General features: G+C 70.2%; 11 protein-coding genes. 7 read left to right on the top strand and 4 right to left on the bottom strand.

The features are described 5' to 3' along the window. The first annotated feature begins 70 nt into the window (after positions 1-70). The 3 genes from LMU33_RS20785 to LMU33_RS20775 all read left to right on the top strand — a co-directional run bounded on the left by LMU33_RS20785 (position 71) and on the right by LMU33_RS20775 (position 2923). Positions 71-967: a ComF family protein gene (locus LMU33_RS20785; protein ID WP_228621991.1), complete on the top strand. Its 897-nt coding sequence runs from the start codon at positions 71-73 to the stop codon at positions 965-967. 312 nt (positions 968-1279) lie between these two features. Then, positions 1280-1972, top strand: coding sequence for a ribosome hibernation-promoting factor, HPF/YfiA family (hpf, locus tag LMU33_RS20780; protein WP_372478036.1), 693 nt, complete (start codon positions 1280-1282; stop codon positions 1970-1972). A gap of 204 nt (positions 1973-2176) precedes the next feature. Next, positions 2177-2923 carry a response regulator gene (locus LMU33_RS20775; protein ID WP_023550070.1) on the top strand — a complete coding sequence of 249 codons (747 nt, stop codon included), beginning with the start codon at positions 2177-2179 and terminating at the stop codon, positions 2921-2923. Positions 2924-2949: 26 nt separating this feature from the next. Here LMU33_RS20775 and LMU33_RS20770 read toward each other — a convergent pair whose 3' ends face one another. Together LMU33_RS20770 and LMU33_RS20765 are read right to left on the bottom strand one after the other, a co-directional pair. Further along, entirely contained in the window at positions 2950-4125 is a 1176-nt protein-coding gene (locus LMU33_RS20770) for a winged helix-turn-helix domain-containing protein (RefSeq protein WP_228621989.1), read from the bottom strand. A 96-nt stretch (positions 4126-4221) separates the two neighbouring features. After that, positions 4222-4791 (bottom strand): GNAT family N-acetyltransferase, encoded by a 570-nt coding sequence (locus tag LMU33_RS20765; protein ID WP_228621988.1) that lies wholly within the window; start codon positions 4789-4791, stop codon positions 4222-4224. Between the two features lie 252 nt (positions 4792-5043). Between LMU33_RS20765 and secA the strand changes: the two genes are divergently transcribed. Beyond that, positions 5044-7854 carry a preprotein translocase subunit SecA gene (secA, locus tag LMU33_RS20760; RefSeq protein WP_228621987.1) on the top strand — a complete coding sequence of 937 codons (2811 nt, stop codon included), beginning with the start codon at positions 5044-5046 and terminating at the stop codon, positions 7852-7854. A 283-nt stretch (positions 7855-8137) separates the two neighbouring features. Here secA and LMU33_RS20755 read toward each other — a convergent pair whose 3' ends face one another. Then, on the bottom strand, positions 8138-8662 hold the full coding sequence (locus LMU33_RS20755; RefSeq protein WP_228621986.1) for an Rv3235 family protein: 525 nt from the start codon (positions 8660-8662) through the stop codon (positions 8138-8140). Positions 8663-8989: 327 nt separating this feature from the next. Here LMU33_RS20755 and LMU33_RS20750 point away from each other — a divergent pair, with 327 nt between their 5' ends. Both LMU33_RS20750 and LMU33_RS20745 read left to right on the top strand, forming a co-directional pair. Next, the gene (locus LMU33_RS20750) at positions 8990-9502 is read left to right on the top strand and encodes a DUF6912 family protein (protein ID WP_228621985.1); all 513 of its coding nucleotides are present in this window, start codon (positions 8990-8992) and stop codon (positions 9500-9502) included. 67 nt (positions 9503-9569) lie between these two features. Further along, a complete protein-coding gene (locus tag LMU33_RS20745) occupies positions 9570-10238 on the top strand; it encodes an HAD family hydrolase (protein ID WP_228621984.1) in 669 nt (222 codons plus the stop codon). 204 nt (positions 10239-10442) lie between these two features. Here LMU33_RS20745 and LMU33_RS20740 read toward each other — a convergent pair whose 3' ends face one another. Next, complete coding sequence (locus tag LMU33_RS20740) at positions 10443-11009, bottom strand: DJ-1/PfpI family protein (protein ID WP_228621983.1); 567 nt, start codon at positions 11007-11009, stop codon at positions 10443-10445. A 904-nt stretch (positions 11010-11913) separates the two neighbouring features. On the opposite strand from LMU33_RS20740, the gene LMU33_RS20735 reads away from it, so the two are divergent. Continuing rightward, positions 11914-16848 (top strand): NAD-glutamate dehydrogenase, encoded by a 4935-nt coding sequence (locus LMU33_RS20735; protein ID WP_228621982.1) that lies wholly within the window; start codon positions 11914-11916, stop codon positions 16846-16848. Positions 16849-16886: the final 38 nt, after the last annotated feature.

Genomic DNA, 16886 nt, shown 5'->3' with positions numbered 1-16886 from the left:
CCCCGGGTTGTCCACAGGGCGTTTTCCACAGGGGTGGCCGGGTCGCTTCCGCCTTGGCACAGTGGTGGACATGCGGGGGTGGTGGCAGGACCTCACCGACCTGGTGCTGCCGACCGACTGCGCGGGCTGCGGAGCACCTCGTACGGTGCTCTGTCCGCGGTGCCGGGCAGCGCTGTACGGCCGCGCGCCGCGGCGGGTGCGGCCGGATCCGGAGCCGGCCGGGCTGCCTGTGGTGCATGCGGTGGCTCCCTACGCGGAGGAGGTGCGCACACTGCTTCTCGCGCACAAGGAGCGTGGCGCGCTGGCTCTCGCGGGACCCCTGGGCGCGGCCCTGGCGGGAGCCGTGCGGGCGGGGCTCGGCGGGAGCGGCGCCGGTGTCCGCACCGGTGGCACCGCCGGCGTCGGTTCCGGTGCGGCTGCCGCCGGTTCCGGGACGGTGCTGCTCGTGCCCGTGCCCTCCGCCCGGTGGGCCGTGCGGGCGCGTGGGCACGATCCGGTGCGGCGGATGGCGCTCGCGGCGGCCGGGGAGCTGCGGCGCACCGGGATTCCGGCCAGGGTGGCGGCCGTGCTTCGCCAGCAGCGGCCGGTCGCGGACCAGGCCGGGCTGGACGCGCGGGGGCGCCTGGCGAACCTCGCGGGTGCGCTGGAGGTGACGGCGGGCGGTGGCCGGCTGCTCGGCGCGGGTCAGGTGGTGCTCGTCGACGACCTGATCACGACGGGCGCCAGCCTCGCGGAGGCGGCGCGGGCTGTCCGGGAGGTGGCACAGGAGCGAACCGGAGTGAGAACAGTCGTGTACGGGGCCGTAACTCGGGAAGGAAGGGATGAACGACGGATCGGAGCACGGTGGGAGAGCGCGAAGTGGGTGCATGGTGCACCGGAAAAGACGGCCGTGAACACGCTCCGGCATGTGCTCCGTGCGGCCGTGATCGCCGCTCCGCCGGATTCTTTCGAAATAAACAGGAACTGACCGCCGACCTGCATCGTTGCAGGTAGTGCCAGGGGTAATTCACCTGAATGGAGGTACGCGGGAGTAGAGGGTGACGACATCCGTCCGGGCGAGATATGTTCGGTTGTGAGGAAAGGCGCAGGCCACACCTCTCATATCGGAATGCCGTGCCACGGGTTTTCGGCAATCACCCGTGCCGGTGGGGTGGAGATCTCGCCCTTGGGGGAGGAGGAGGTGGAAGTCACCGAGTCCGAGGTCCGGTGCTCACCGGATCTGGTGCAAAAGGGAGATGCTCCGCCGATGGAGCGGAGCGATCCGGGAACGGAGTTCTGCGTGGACATCGTCGTCAAGGGCCGCAAGACCGAGGTGCCCGAGCGGTTCCGCAAGCACGTGGCCGAGAAGCTGAAGCTGGAGAAGATCCAGAGGCTCGACGCCAAGGTGATCAGCCTCGACGTCGAGGTGTCCAAGGAGCCCAACCCCCGACAGGCCGACCGCTGTGACCGAGTGGAGATCACCCTCCGCTCCCGCGGTCCGGTGATCCGGGCGGAGGCGGCGGCCAGCGACCCGTACGCGGCACTCGACCTGGCGGCGGAGAAGCTGGACGCCCGGCTGCGCAAGCAGCACGACAAGCGGTTCTCGCGCCGTGGCGCACGCCGGATCTCGGCGGCCGAGGTTCCCGACCACGTTCCGGGCGCGGCGACGCTGAACGGCAACGGCCTCCCCGTCGGGGAGGAGGAGACGGACGGAGTGCCGACCAAGAAGATCGGCTCGCTGGAGGTCAAGGGCGAAGGCCCCCTCGTCGTCCGCGAGAAGACCCACGTCGCCTCCCCGATGACCCTCGACCAGGCTCTCTACGAGATGGAACTGGTCGGCCACGACTTCTATTTGTTCGTCGACTCCGAGACCAAGGAGCCGAGCGTCGTCTACCGGCGGCACGCCTACGACTACGGCGTCATCCACCTCAGCACGGACCCGATGGTCGCCGAGGCGCAGCCCCCCGCGGCCGGAGGCACGCTCGGCGGCTGAGCCATCCGGGCCATGCGAGCCGGTGCCCCTGGAAGCGCGTGTGCGCCCCCAGGGGCACCTGTGTGCGACCAGTTCACGCCTCGCCCGTCACCCCGGTGTCGCCCGGGCATGAAATCATGGCCGGACCGGCCCAACCGGTGGGCCGGTGCCTTGGGTTGGCGATGGCACAGGACCACCAGGCCACAGCCTTCAGGGGGAGGAACGATGGCGGACACCTTCGGACCGATGCGGGACGAGGATGGCGATGACGGTGTCATCGGCATGGGCCCGGACGCCGGCTCCGTACGGGCCGAGCCGATCAGAGTCCTGGTCGTGGACGACCACGCCCTCTTCCGGCGCGGCCTGGAGATCGTGCTCGCGGCCGAGGAGGACATCCAGGTCGTCGGTGAGGCCGGGGACGGGGCCGAGGCCGTGGACAAGGCCGCCGACCTGCTGCCCGACATCGTGCTGATGGACGTCCGCATGCCCAAGCGCGGCGGGATCGAGGCCTGCACCTCCATCAAGGAGGTCGCACCCAGCGCCAAGATCATCATGCTGACGATCAGCGACGAGGAGGCCGACCTCTACGACGCGATCAAGGCGGGCGCGACCGGATACCTGCTCAAGGAGATCTCCACGGACGAGGTGGCGACCGCCATTCGCGCGGTGGCCGACGGGCAGTCGCAGATCAGTCCGTCCATGGCGTCCAAGCTCCTCACCGAGTTCAAGTCGATGATCCAGCGCACCGACGAGCGTCGGCTGGTGCCCGCGCCGCGGCTGACGGACCGGGAGCTGGAGGTCCTCAAGCTCGTCGCCACCGGGATGAACAACCGGGACATCGCCAAGGAACTGTTCATCTCCGAGAACACCGTGAAGAACCACGTCCGCAACATCCTGGAGAAGCTCCAGCTGCACTCCAGGATGGAAGCCGTGGTCTACGCGATGCGGGAGAAGATCCTCGAGATCCGCTGAACAGCGGGTCGTACCGGCCGGATCGGCTAGGCGAGGGCGCGGGCGAGTTCCCTCGTCAGGGGCTCGCGCAGGCCGGGCGCGTCCACCCGCTCCACCCGCACGTCCGTACAGTCCACCCAGGTCGCGGCTTCGATCAGGGCCTCGGCGACCGCCGGGACCGCCTTCGGGCCGTCCAGGGTGACCTGTCTGGCCACCAGCGTCCGGCCCTCGCGTGCCGGGTCCACCCGCCCGACCAGCCGGCCGCCCGCCAGCACCGGCATGGCGAAGTAGCCGTGGACCCGCTTCGGCTTGGGCACGTACGCCTCCAGGCGGTGCGTGAAGCCGAAGATCCGTTCCGTGCGCGCCCGCTCCCAGATCAGCGAGTCGAACGGCGACAGCAGAGTCGTGCGGTGCCGGCCGCGCGGCGGTGTCGCCAGGGCCTCCGGATCGGCCCAGGCCGGCTTTCCCCAGCCCTCGACCTCGACCGGCACCAGACCCGAGTCGGCGATCACCGCGGCGACCTGCTCGCCCTTGAGGCGGTGGTAGTCGGCGATGTCCGCGCGCGTGCCCACGCCGAGGGACTCGCCGGCCAGCCGGACCAGGCGGCGCAGGCACTCGGTGTCGTCCAGCTCGTCGTGCAGCAGCGCGTCCGGGACGGCGCGCTCGGCGAGGTCGTACACCCGCTTCCAGCCGCGTCGCTCGACGCACACCACCTCGCCGTACATCAGCGCGCGCTCCACCGCGACCTTGGTGCCGGACCAGTCCCACCAGTCGCTCGTCTTCTTGGCACCGCCCAGCTCCGTGGAGGTCAGCGGGCCCTCCGCGCGCAGCTGCTTGATGACCTGGTCGTAGGCGCCCTCGGGCAGCTCGTGGTTCCAGTGCGGGCGGTCGCGGTAGGCGCGGCGGCGGAAGGCGAAGTGCGGCCACTCCTCGATGGGCAGGATGCACGCCGCGTGCGACCAGTACTCGAATGCGTGGGCGCCCGTCCAGTAGGCGGCCTCGACGGTCTTGCGGCCGACCGCGCCGAGCCGGGCGTACGGCACGAGCTCGTGGGAGCGGGCGAGGACCGAGATCGTGTCGAGCTGGACCGCGCCGAGGTGGCGCAGCACGCCGCGGACTCCGGCCCGCCGGTCGGGCGCGCCGAGCAGGCCCTGGGCCCGCAGGGAGATACGGCGGGCGTCGTCCGCGGTGAGAGTGGTGGTCGGGCGCGGAAGGGTCGTCATGCCCCGGACGATAGAGGGCGCCACTGACAGTCCGCGGTGACCTGGGCGGATACCCGGAAACGGTTGGGCGGGGCCGGGCGGACGCGCGCAGGCGGGTCAGGAGCGGGCGGGCAGGTACGGCGCCGTGGACGGCAGGCCCAGGTCCGAGGGGAGCAGGGAGCCGACCCAGCAGTCCCGGCGCACTCCCTTGTTGTTGATCGCGGAGCGCAGGGTGCCCTCGATGGTGAACCCCGCGCGTTCGGCCACCGCGCGGGAGGCGTGGTTGCCGACCTCGGCACGCCATTCGACCCGGTCGACGCCGACCTCGGTGAAGATCCAGCGGCAGGCGGTGAGCGTGGCCTCGGTGACGTAACCGTGGCCGCGGTGCTCCTTCGCCGCCCAGAAGCCGATCTCCGCCACGCCGAGCGAACGCATGGTCAGCCCGAGCATGCCGGCGAGTTCCCCGCCGGTGAGGAACACCCCGAAGGTGAACATCGAACCCTGCGCCCAGCCGTCGGGGACCAGCTGCTCGGTGAAGCCGCTCGCGTGCTCGGGCAGATACGGCGAGGGCACCGTGGTCCAGCGCTGGATGTCCGGGTTCTGCGCGGCGTCGTAGACCGCTTGGGTGTCGTGCGGGCCGACCGTGCGCAGAACCAGGCGGTCCGTGGTGAGTGTGACGGGTTCCATCGGCTGATTGTGCTCGTGGGACCTCAGTCGGGCCATCGATTTTCGCTATACGTGATCGCGTGATCACATTTCGCGCAATTCATCGCGCCGATGCGGCACTATCCGTGTGCCCCGTCCGTTGTCCTGGATGAAGCAGCCGTCGGACCGCCAGGCCTCCCGGCCTGGCCGGGTCCTCGCATACGATGGCCGTTGCTCAGTAAGTCAAATGGAAACCGACCGTCCCAGGCCCGACCGGCAAGGAGACATACCCCCGTGTCCGTCCTCTCGAAGATCATGCGTGCAGGCGAAGGCAAGATCCTGCGCAAGCTGCACCGCATCGCGGACCAGGTCAACTCCATCGAAGAGGACTTCGTGAACCTCTCCGACGCCGAGCTGCGGGCCCTCACCGATGAGTACAAGCAGCGGTACGCCGACGGTGAGAGCCTGGACGACCTGCTCCCCGAGGCGTTCGCCACCGTGCGCGAGGCCGCCAAGCGCGTCCTCGGCCAGCGGCACTACGACGTGCAGCTGATGGGTGGTGCCGCCCTCCACCTCGGCTATGTGGCCGAGATGAAGACCGGTGAGGGCAAGACCCTCGTCGGCACCCTGCCCGCGTACCTGAACGCCCTGTCCGGCGAGGGCGTCCACATCGTCACGGTCAACGACTACCTGGCCGAGCGCGACTCCGAGATGATGGGCCGCGTCCACAAGTTCCTGGGCCTGCACGTCGGCTGCATCCTCGCCAGCATGACCCCGGCCCAGCGCCGCGAGCAGTACCACTGCGACATCACCTACGGCACGAACAACGAGTTCGGCTTCGACTACCTGCGCGACAACATGGCGTGGTCCCAGGACGAGCTCGTCCAGCGCGGACACAACTTCGCCATCGTCGACGAGGTCGACTCCATCCTCGTCGACGAGGCCCGTACGCCGCTGATCATCTCGGGCCCGGCCGACCAGGCCACGAAGTGGTACGGCGACTTCGCCAAGCTGGTCACCCGCCTGAAGCGCGGCGAGGCCGGCAACCCGCTCAAGGGCGTCGAGGAGACCGGCGACTACGACGTCGACGAGAAGAAGCGCACGGTCGCCATCCACGAGTCCGGCGTCACCAAGGTCGAGGACTGGCTGGGCATCGACAACCTCTACGAGTCGGTCAACACCCCGCTCGTGGGTTACCTGAACAACGCCATCAAGGCCAAGGAGCTCTTCAAGCGCGACAAGGACTACGTCGTCCTCGACGGCGAGGTCATGATCGTCGACGAGCACACCGGCCGTATCCTCGCCGGCCGCCGCTACAACGAGGGCATGCACCAGGCGATCGAGGCGAAGGAAGGGGTGGACATCAAGGACGAGAACCAGACGCTCGCCACGATCACCCTGCAGAACTTCTTCCGCCTCTACTCGAAGCTGTCCGGCATGACCGGTACGGCGATGACCGAGGCCGCCGAGTTCCACCAGATCTACAAGCTCGGCGTGGTCCCGATCCCGACCAACCGGCCGATGATCCGCAAGGACCAGTCGGACCTGATCTACCGCACCGAGGTCGCCAAGTTCGAGGCGGTCGTCGACGACATCGCCGAGAAGCACGAGAAGGGCCAGCCGATCCTCGTCGGCACGACGTCCGTCGAGAAGTCGGAGTACCTCTCCCAGCAGCTCAGCAAGCGCGGCATCCAGCACGAGGTGCTGAACGCCAAGCACCACGAGCGCGAGGCGTCGATCGTCGCGCAGGCCGGCCGCAAGGGCGCGGTGACCGTGGCCACCAACATGGCCGGTCGTGGTACGGACATCAAGCTCGGCGGCAACCCCGAGGACCTCGCCGAGGCGGAGCTGCGCCAGCGCGGCCTCGACCCCGAGGAGCACATCGAGGAGTGGGCCGCGGCCCTGCCTGCCGCGCTGGAGCGGGCGGAAGCGGCGGTCAAGGCCGAGAAGGAGGAGGTCGAGGCGCTCGGCGGCCTCTACGTCCTCGGCACCGAGCGGCACGAGTCCCGGCGCATCGACAACCAGCTGCGCGGCCGTTCCGGGCGTCAGGGTGACCCGGGCGAGTCCCGCTTCTACCTCTCCCTCGGAGACGACCTGATGCGCCTGTTCAAGGCCCAGATGGTCGAGCGCGTGATGTCCATGGCCAACGTGCCCGACGACGTGCCGATCGAGAACAAGATGGTCACGCGTGCGATCGCGTCCGCGCAGTCGCAGGTCGAGCAGCAGAACTTCGAGACCCGTAAGAACGTTCTGAAGTACGACGAGGTGCTCAACCGGCAGCGCGAGGTCATCTACGGCGAGCGCCGGCGCGTGCTGGAGGGCGAGGACCTGCAGGAGCAGGTCAGGCACTTCATGGACGACACGATCGACGCGTACATCCAGGCGGAGACCGCCGAGGGCTTCCCCGAGGACTGGGACCTGGACCGGCTGTGGGGTGCCTTCAAGCAGCTCTACCCGGTGAAGGTCACCATCGAGGAGCTGGAGGACGCCGCCGGCGACCGGGCCGGTCTGACCGCGGAGTTCATCTCCGAGTCCATCAAGGAGGACATCAACGAGCAGTACGAGGCCCGCGAGGCGCAGCTCGGCTCCGAGATCATGCGTGAGCTGGAGCGCCGGGTCGTGCTGTCGGTCCTCGACCGCAAGTGGCGTGAGCACCTCTACGAGATGGACTACCTCCAGGAGGGCATCGGCCTGCGCGCGATGGCGCAGAAGGACCCCCTGGTCGAGTACCAGCGCGAGGGCTTCGACATGTTCACCGCGATGATGGACGGCATCAAGGAGGAGTCCGTCGGCTACCTGTTCAACCTGGAGGTCCAGGTCGAGCAGCAGGTCGAGGAGGTCCCGGTCGAGGCCGCGGAGCTGGTCGGCGAGGGTGTTCCGGAGACGGTTCCGGCGCAGGCCGGGGCGCGTCCGGAGATCCGCGCGAAGGGGCTGGACGTTCCACAGCGCAGGGATCTGCACTTCTCGGCGCCGACCGTGGACGGTGAGGGCGGCATCGTGGAGCGCGACCTCGAGGACGACGAGCCGGTGCGGTCCGAGGCGGACGGGCTGACGCGGGCCGAGCGGCGGCGGCAGGCCAAGGGCGGGCGGCGCCGTAAGAAGTAGCGGTTGCCTGCGGCGCTTCAGCCGGTTGTGAAGGGCCGGGTTCCTTTTGGGGCCCGGCCCTTCCGCGTTGCTCCTGTCAGGTTGCTTGGGGTTGTGGGTGGGGGCGCCGGCCTGGGCTGGTGGCGAGCGGGGTGGTGTTGTGGCTGGGCACCGGGTTGGGGCGCTTGCCCGCGCGCGCAGCTGGGCGGGTTCGGCGGCCCTCGGCGGTGCGGCAGCTTGCCGTGGGCGGGTTCGGCGGGCGTTGCGGCGCTGACGTCGCCCGGCGTCGGTTCAGGGGTCGCGCCTACTGGCGGGGGCCGGTCTCCACTGCTGTGCAGCGCCAGCGGCGGTCCTGGCCGCGTTCCAGGCGGAAGGCCAGGGCGCGGAGCTGGTCGCCGGCGGCGACGCGGGCGAAGACTTCGAGGGCACCCTCGCTGGGGACGTAGTAGCCGATGTCGTGGACGACGGGGCGGGCTCCGTGGGTGCGCAGGGGGCTGATTTCGGCGAGGCGGGTCAGGTCGTCGTAGGCGCGGCCGGCGGTGTGGCGGAGCATCCAGTGGACGGGCCTCTGACCGCTGAGGACGGCCAGCAGACGGTCGGCGAAGAGGTCGGTGGGGCGTGCCGGGGGCAGGGCGGTCTCCGGCGTTGTGACGGCCGTACCGGCGTTTCCGGGTGCGGTCGGTGGCATGTCGTGCCTGCCCCTGATCGACGGCTTCCGGGGCGGGACGCCACCCGGGCGGCGCGTGTCGTGGCGGGTCGGCGGGCGGTGGCGCGGGTGGGGGGTGCGGTTCGTCGCCTTGGGCGCGGTGCGGTTCATGACCTTGTTCATGGGGTCCCCGTTCGGCCGGCCCGGAGATACCGGGCGGTAACTAGTCGGTGGGGATCTTGTACGGGGGCCGGGAGCGGGGTGGCAAGGGAGGCGTGGCGGGCCGGGGCGGGGTGGAGTGGTTCACCTATCCGAGGGACGCGGTGTCGCCGATCCCCGGTGTGGCCGCTCTGCCGGGCCGATTCGTCACCCGGAGTTGACGGCTTGCGGGGGTGTGGGCACAGACCCGAAAGGGGACGGGCGCACGTATCCTGAAGGCCCTCCGGGAGACGCGGCAGCCGGCCTTCCCGGGGCCTCAGCGGAGCCTTTGAGCAGGAAAGAGCGGCCAGCATGCGCGTCTACGTCCCCCTGACCCTCCCCGGTCTCGCCGAGGCGCACAAGACGGGTGAGCTGGGGAGCGGCCCCTTCCTGGCCTATGCCGTCACGCCCGCGCTGCGCGAGTGGTACCTCTCCGAGGACATCGAGGAGCTGGAGTACGCGGCGCTCGGCCGGGCCGCGCAGGCCTCGCTGCGGCTGCTGGCGGCGGATGCGGATGCGGTACGGCGCCGGGTCGTGGTCGCCGTGGACGTGGCCGACGGCGTCGCGAGCGTCGACCCCGACCGTGGGCTGGACCCGTCCGCCCTCGGCGAGGTCACCGTGACGGTGACCGTGCCGCTCGCCAAGGCGGCCGCGGTGCATGTCGACGCCGAGGAGGCGGAGCAGGACGTGGCCGCGGCGGCGGACGCGCTGGAGGCGGCCGACGGCGGGGACGACGACGCGCAGTTCGTCGTGGACGGCGCGGACGATCACGAGCTGCTGTGGTACGCCACGCAGGAGATCCCCAACCTCGTCGGACTCGCCTGACCCGGTCTGACCTGGGCGGGTTCCCCGGCCGGTCTCGTTGTCAGTGGGGGCGGGTACGGTTTTTGGCATGGGGATGCAGGAGAACGCGCACATCGTCTGGGACTGGAACGGCACCTTGTTCCACGACAATGACGCGATCATCGGGGCGACGAACGCGGCCTTCGCCGAGCTGGGGCTCGAACCGATCACGCTGGAGCAGTACCGGTCGCTGTACTGCGTGCCGGTGCCGAAGTTCTACGAGCGGCTGATCGGCCGGCTGCCGACCGATGCCGAGTGGGAGCTGATGGACGAGGTCTTCCACCGGTACTACGCCGAGCACCGGGGGCGGTGCGCTCTGGCCGAGGGGGCGGCGGAGCTGCTCGCGGGGTGGCGGTCGGCGGGGCACAGCCAGTCGCTGCTGAGCATGTATGTGCACGAGGAACTGGTGCCGCTCGTGCGGGGGTTCGGGATCGAGGCGCACTTTCTGCGGGTCGACGGGCGTATGGGGCCGTCCGGGGGGAGCAAGGCCGCGCACATGGTGCGGCATCTGGAGGCGCTGAGCGGGGTCGTGGAGCCTGCGCGGACCGTGGTGATCGGGGACGCGGCGGATGACGCGGTTGCCGCGCGGGGCGTGGGGGCGCAGGCCGTGCTGTACACCGGGGGGTCGCACAGCAGGGCCAGCCTTGAGGATGTGGGGGTGCCGGTGGTGGACACGTTGGCCGAGGCGGTGGAGGAAGCGCAGCGAATAGCGGCGTAGCCGCGGGGGCGGGGTTCTTGGCGGCCCCGGCGGTTCTCCGGTGCCCTGTGCTGTGGCAGGGGTGGGTTTCGCTTGCCCGGTGCCGGTGCCGGTGCCGGTGCCGGGGGCGCCCGAGCCGCACGACTGCCCGCAGCGGACGCAGCCACGCGGGTGCGCCGGCTCGGTGATGCCGTGGAGCGGGCAGTCGTGCGGTCGGCCGCCTCCTCAGCTCACCGGTGCCTTGGAGCGCAGCACCTGGAGGAACTCGCGCATCCAGGCCGGATGGTCGGGCCAGGCCCGGGAGGAGACCAGGGTGCCGTCGACCACGGCCTCGGTGTCCTGGAAGCTCGCCCCTGCCGCCTGCATGTCCGGCTCCAGCGCGGGGTACGCCGTGACGCGGCGGCCGCGCAGGCTGTCGATCGCCGCGGTGAGCAGCGGGCCGTGGCAGATCTGGGCGACCGGCCGGTCGGAGTCGAAGAACGCCTTGAGGATCTTGCGGAGCTCGGGGTCGTTGCGCAGATACTCGGGGGCCCGGCCGCCGGGGATGACGAGGGCCGCGTACTCGCCGGGGTCCACGTCGGCGAACGCCAGGTCGGCGGGCCAGGTGTAGCCGGGCTTCTCGGTGTAGGTGTCGTAGCCGGGTTCGAAGTCGTGGACGACGAAGCGGAGGGTCTTGCGGGAGGGGGCCGCGATATGGACCTCGTAGCCTTCCTCGCGCAGGCGCTGGTACGGGTAGAGGACTTCCAGGGACTCCGCCGCGTCGCCGGTGACGATCAGGATCTTCGCGGGCATGTCGGCTCCTCCGGGTACTCCGGTGCTCGGTGCTCCTGCACTCCTGGGGCACTCCTGGTCGGGACGCACTGTCCCTGGGCAACGTGCCAACACCGGGCGTGCTTGCCAAGGGGGTCGTCGCGGTTCCGGCCCTCCGCCAAGCGCCGGGGCCCCACCTGGTGGCAGGGTGCCCTGTTTTCAGAGTGCGGTCAGGGTCCCACCGGCGCGACCCGGCGCCCGCGGTCACGCGACCCGGCGCCCGCCGTCATGCGACCGGAAGCCCGCCCCACCGAGCCCGCCGGCGTCGCCTTCCTCACATCGGCCCCGGCGACTCCATACGCCCCAGCGCACACCGACCCCGAAAGCCCCAAGGGACCAACCGACGCCGAAAGACCAATCGCACCAGCAGCCCCAAAGCCCACAGCGCCCCCACCCCACCGCCACCTCGTGCCCCACCAACCCCACCCGACCGGATACGCCACCTTCCCCGACCCCACCCCTGTGCAGAACGTCAAACTTCACCCCTCGGTTTTGTACACATACGGCTCATGACGGCCCCCCGGTAGGGAGCGATAGCCTTGTGGCGTGATCAGCGCGATATCTCGCGGGGGCGATCCTGCTCCTGCCCTGCGCCCGGGTTGCACGGAACACCTCCGTGACCGGGCGGCGGTCGCTGGTCTTCGCGGGCGGGACGGGGCCACAGGAGCCTCCGGGACGCCGAGGAGAACCCTGGACACGGCGGCGCCGAGAGCAGCGTCACACCCGACGGGCGTGTCGAGAATGGCCGAATTCCCCCCGCTCATCTCACCTCACGGCATAGCGTCGAAGCGGACCGGACACCCCGGGCCGTGGCGTCGAGCCGGAGGGAAAGAGACCGTACTTCCTTCTACGTCACGCAACGGCGCGCGACAGGAGTCAGAGGACAATGCAGACCAAGCTGGACGAAGCCAAGGCCGAGCTGCTCGAGAGGGCCGCCCGGGTAGCTGAGAACAGCCCGGTCGGGGGGCACCTACCGACCGGGACCGAGGGCGAGGGCTCCCCGGACACCCCGGACAGCGAGTCCATGCTCGCTTTTCTCCAGCGCTACTACCTGCACACCGCCCCGGAAGACCTCGCCGACCGCGACCCGGTCGACGTCTTCGGCGCCGCGGTCTCGCACTACCGTCTCGCCGAGAACCGCCCCCAGGGCACGGCGAACGTGCGGGTCCACACCCCGACCGTGGAGGAGAACGGGTGGACCTGCAGCCACTCGGTCGTGGAGGTCGTCACCGACGACATGCCCTTCCTCGTCGACTCGGTCACCAATGAGCTGACCCGGCGGGGCCGTGGGATCCACGTCGTCGTCCATCCGCAGTTCCTCGTCCGCCGCGACCTCACCGGCAAGCTCATCGAGGTGCTGCCGACCCCGCCGGGCGGCGACCTGCCGCACGACGCGCACTTCGAGTCCTGGATCCACGTCGAGATCGACCGCGAGACCGACCGCGCCGACCTGAAGCAGATCACCGTCGATCTGCTGCGCGTGCTGTCCGACGTGCGCGAGGCCGTCGAGGACTGGGAGAAGATGCGGGAGTCGGCGACCCGGATCGCCGACGGCCTGGAGAGCGAGCCCGTCCCGGGCGATCTGCCCCGGCCCGAGGTCGAGGAGGCCCGCGAGCTGCTGCGCTGGCTGGCCGACGACCACTTCACCTTCCTCGGCTACCGCGAATACGAGCTGCGCGAGGACGACACGCTCGCCGCCGTGCCCGGCACCGGTCTCGGCATACTGCGCTCGGACCCGCACCACGCCGAGGACGAGCAGCACCCGGTCAGCCCGTCCTTCGAGCGGCTGCCGGCCGACGCCCGCGCCAAGGCCCGCGAGCACAAGCTGCTCGTGCTGACCAAGGCCAACAGCCGCGCCACCGTGCACCGGCCGTCGTACCTGGACTACGTCGGCGTCAAGAAGTTCGACGCGGACGGCAACGTCGTCGGTGAGCGGCGCTTCCTCGGTCTGTTCTCCTCCGCCGCCTACACGGAGTCCGTGCGCCGGGTCCCCGTCATCCGCCGCAAGGTCGACGAGGTACTGGAGCGCGCCGGGTTCTCGCCGAACAGCCACGACGGCCGCGACCTGCTCCAGATCCTGGAGACCTACCCGCGCGACGAGCTGTTCCAGACGCCGGTGACCGAGCTGGAGCCCATCGCCACCTCGGTGCTCTATCTGCAGGAGCGGCGGCGCCTGAGGCTCTACCTGCGCCAGGACGAGTACGGCCGCTACTACTCGGCCCTCGTCTACCTCCCGCGCGACCGCTACACCACCGGTGTCCGGCTGCGGATCATCGACATCCTCAAGGAGGAGCTCGGCGGCGTCAGCGTCGACTTCACCGCCTGGAACACCGAGTCGATCCTGTCCCGGCTGCACTTCGTCGTCCGCGTCCCGCCGGGCACCGTGCTGCCCGAACTGTCGGACGCCGACAAGGACCGCATCGAGGCCCGCCTGGTCGAGGCCGCCCGGTCCTGGGCCGACGCGTTCGCCGAGGCGCTGACCGCCGAGTGCGGCGAGGAGCACGCGGCCGAGGTGCTGCGCCGCTACAACCACGCCTTCCCCGAGGGCTACAAGGCCGACCACACCCCGCGCGCCGCGGTCGCCGACCTGGTCCACCTGGAGCAGCTCAGCGAGGACAAGACGTTCAGCCTGAGCCTGTACGAGCCGGTGGGCGCCGGGCCGGAGGAGCGCCGGTTCAAGATCTACCAGAAGGGCGGCACCGTCTCCCTTTCCAAGGTGCTGCCGGTGCTCAGCCGCCTCGGCGTCGAGGTCACCGACGAGCGGCCGTACGAGCTGCGCTGCGCCGACCGCACCACCGCCTGGATCTACGACTTCGGTCTGCGCATGCCCAAGGCGGTCAGCGGCGAGCACCTGGCCGACGACGCCCGCGAGCGCTTCCAGGAGGCCTTCGCCGCCACCTGGACCGGCAAGGCGGAGAACGACGGCTTCAACGCCCTGGTGCTGAGCGCCGGGCTGACCTGGCGGCAGGCGATGGTGCTGCGCGCCTACGCCAAGTACCTGCGGCAGGCCGGTTCGACCTTCTCGCAGGACTACATGGAGGACACCCTCCGCAACAACGTCCACACCACGCGCCTGCTGGTCTCGCTGTTCGAGGCGCGGATGTCGCCGGACCGGCAGAAGGCCGGCCTGGAGATCACCGACGCCCTGCTGGAGGAGCTGGACGCGGCCCTGGACCAGGTGGCGAGCCTGGACGAGGACCGGATCCTCAGGTCCTTCCTCACCGTCATCAAGGCGACCCTGCGCACAAACTTCTTCCAGGAGGCGCTCGGCGGCAAGCCGCACGACTACGTCTCCATGAAGTTCGACCCGCAGGCCATCCCGGACCTGCCGGCGCCGCGTCCGGCGTACGAGATCTGGGTGTACTCGCCGCGCGTCGAGGGTGTGCACCTGCGCTTCGGCAAGGTCGCGCGCGGTGGTCTGCGCTGGTCCGACCGGCGTGAGGACTTCCGTACCGAGATCCTCGGCCTGGTCAAGGCGCAGATGGTGAAGAACACCGTCATCGTGCCGGTGGGCGCCAAGGGCGGTTTCGTCGCCAAGCAGCTGCCGGACCCGGCGCAGGACCGCGACGCGTGGCTGGCCGAGGGCATCGCCAGCTACAAGACGTTCATCTCGGCGCTGCTCGACATCACCGACAACATGGTCGCCGGCGAGGTCGTGCCCCCGCAGGACGTGGTCCGGCACGACGGTGACGACACCTACCTGGTCGTCGCCGCCGACAAGGGCACCGCGACCTTCTCGGACATCGCCAACGGGGTCGCCGAGAAGTACAACTTCTGGCTCGGCGACGCCTTCGCCTCCGGTGGAAGCGCGGGCTACGACCACAAGGGCATGGGCATCACCGCGCGCGGCGCCTGGGAGTCCGTCAAGCGGCACTTCCGTGAGCTGGGCGTGGACACGCAGTCCGAGGACTTCACGGTCGTCGGCATCGGCGACATGTCCGGTGACGTGTTCGGCAACGGCATGCTGCTGTCCGAGCACATCCGGCTGGTCGCCGCGTTCGACCACCGGCACATCTTCATCGACCCCACCCCGGACGCGGCCACCTCCTACGCCGAGCGCCGCCGCCTGTTCGAGCTGCCCCGCTCCAGCTGGGCCGACTACAACACCGAGCTGCTCTCGGCGGGCGGCGGGATCTTCCCGCGCAGCGCCAAGTCGATCCCGGTCAACGCCCACATCCGCGAGGCCCTCGGCATCGAGGGCAAGGTCGCCAAGATGACCCCGGCGGACCTGATGAAGGCCATCCTGCAGTCCCCGGTGGACCTGCTGTGGAACGGCGGCATCGGCACGTACGTGAAGGCGTCGGCGGAGTCGAACGCGGACGTCGGCGACAAGGCCAACGACGCCATCCGCGTCGACGGCGCCGACCTGCGGGTCAAGGTCGTCGGCGAGGGCGGCAACCTGGGCCTGACCCAGCTCGGCCGGATCGAGTTCGCCACGCACGGCGGCAAGATCAACACCGACGCGATCGACAACAGCGCCGGCGTGGACACCTCCGACCACGAGGTGAACATCAAGATCCTCCTGAACGGCCTGGTCGCGGACGGCGACATGACCGTCAAGCAGCGCAACAAGCTGCTCGCCGAGATGACCGACGAGGTCGGCGCGCTGGTCCTGCGCAACAACTACGCGCAGAACACCGCCCTGGCCAACGCCCTGTTCCAGGCCAAGGACATGCTCCACGCCCAGCAGCGGTTCATCCGCCACCTGGTGCGCGAGGGCCACCTGGACCGGGCGCTGGAGTTCCTGCCGACCGACCGCCAGATCCGCGAGCGCCTCGGCCAGGGGCAGGGCCTGACCGGCCCGGAGACCGCGGTCGTGCTGGCGTACACGAAGATCACGGTCGCCGAGGAACTGCTGCACACCTCGCTGCCGGACGACCCGTACCTGCGCAGCCTGCTGCACGCCTACTTCCCGACGGCGCTGCGCGAGCGGTTCGCGGACGCGGTCGACAACCACCCGCTGCGCCGTGAGATCACCACGACCGTGCTGGTCAACGACACGGTCAACACGGGCGGTACGACGTATCTGCACCGTCTGCGCGAGGAGACCGGAGCCTCCCTGGAGGAGATCGTCCGCGCCCAGACCGCGGCCCGCGCGATCTTCTCCTCGGCCCCGGTGTGGGACGCGGTGGAGGCCCTGGACAACAAGGTCGACGCGGCCGTCCAGACCCGGATCCGGCTGCACTCGCGCCGCCTCGTCGAGCGCGGCACCCGCTGGCTGCTGAACAACCGGCCGCAGCCGCTGCAGCTCGCCGAGACGGTCGAGTTCTTCGCCGAGCGGGTCGAGCGGGTCTGGCAGGAGCTGCCGAAGCTGCTGCGCGGCGCGGACCTGGAGTGGTACCAGCACGTGTACGACGAGCTGTCCGCGGCCGGTGTCCCGGACGAACTCGCCACGCGCGTGGCCGGTTTCTCCTCCGCCTTCCCGGCGCTCGACATCGTGTCGGTGGCCGACCGCATGGGCAAGGAGGCGCTCGACGTCGCCGAGGTCTACTACGACCTCGCCGACCGGCTGAACATCACCCAGCTGATGGACCGCATCATCGAGCTGCCCCGCGCCGACCGCTGGCAGTCCATGGCCCGCGCCTCCATCCGCGAGGACCTGTACGCGGCGCACGCGGCGCTCACCGCGGACGTCCTCGCGGTCGGCAACGGCACCTCCACTCCCGAGCAGCGCTTCAAGGCCTGGGAGCAGAAGAACGCGCCCATCCTGAGCCGGGCGCGCACCACCCTGGAGGAGATCCGCGGTTCGGAGACCTTCGACCTCGCCAACCTCTCGGTGGCGATGCGGACGATGCGGACGCTGCTGCGCACGCACTCGTAGCCGTACGACAGTGAGTGCATAGCCGTACGACGGTGAGA

This window comes from Streptomyces barringtoniae (genome assembly GCF_020819595.1).
Classification (GTDB): domain Bacteria; phylum Actinomycetota; class Actinomycetes; order Streptomycetales; family Streptomycetaceae; genus Streptomyces; species Streptomyces barringtoniae.
Note: the sequence above shows the minus strand (reverse complement) of the source record. Positions and strands in the feature narration are given on the sequence as shown.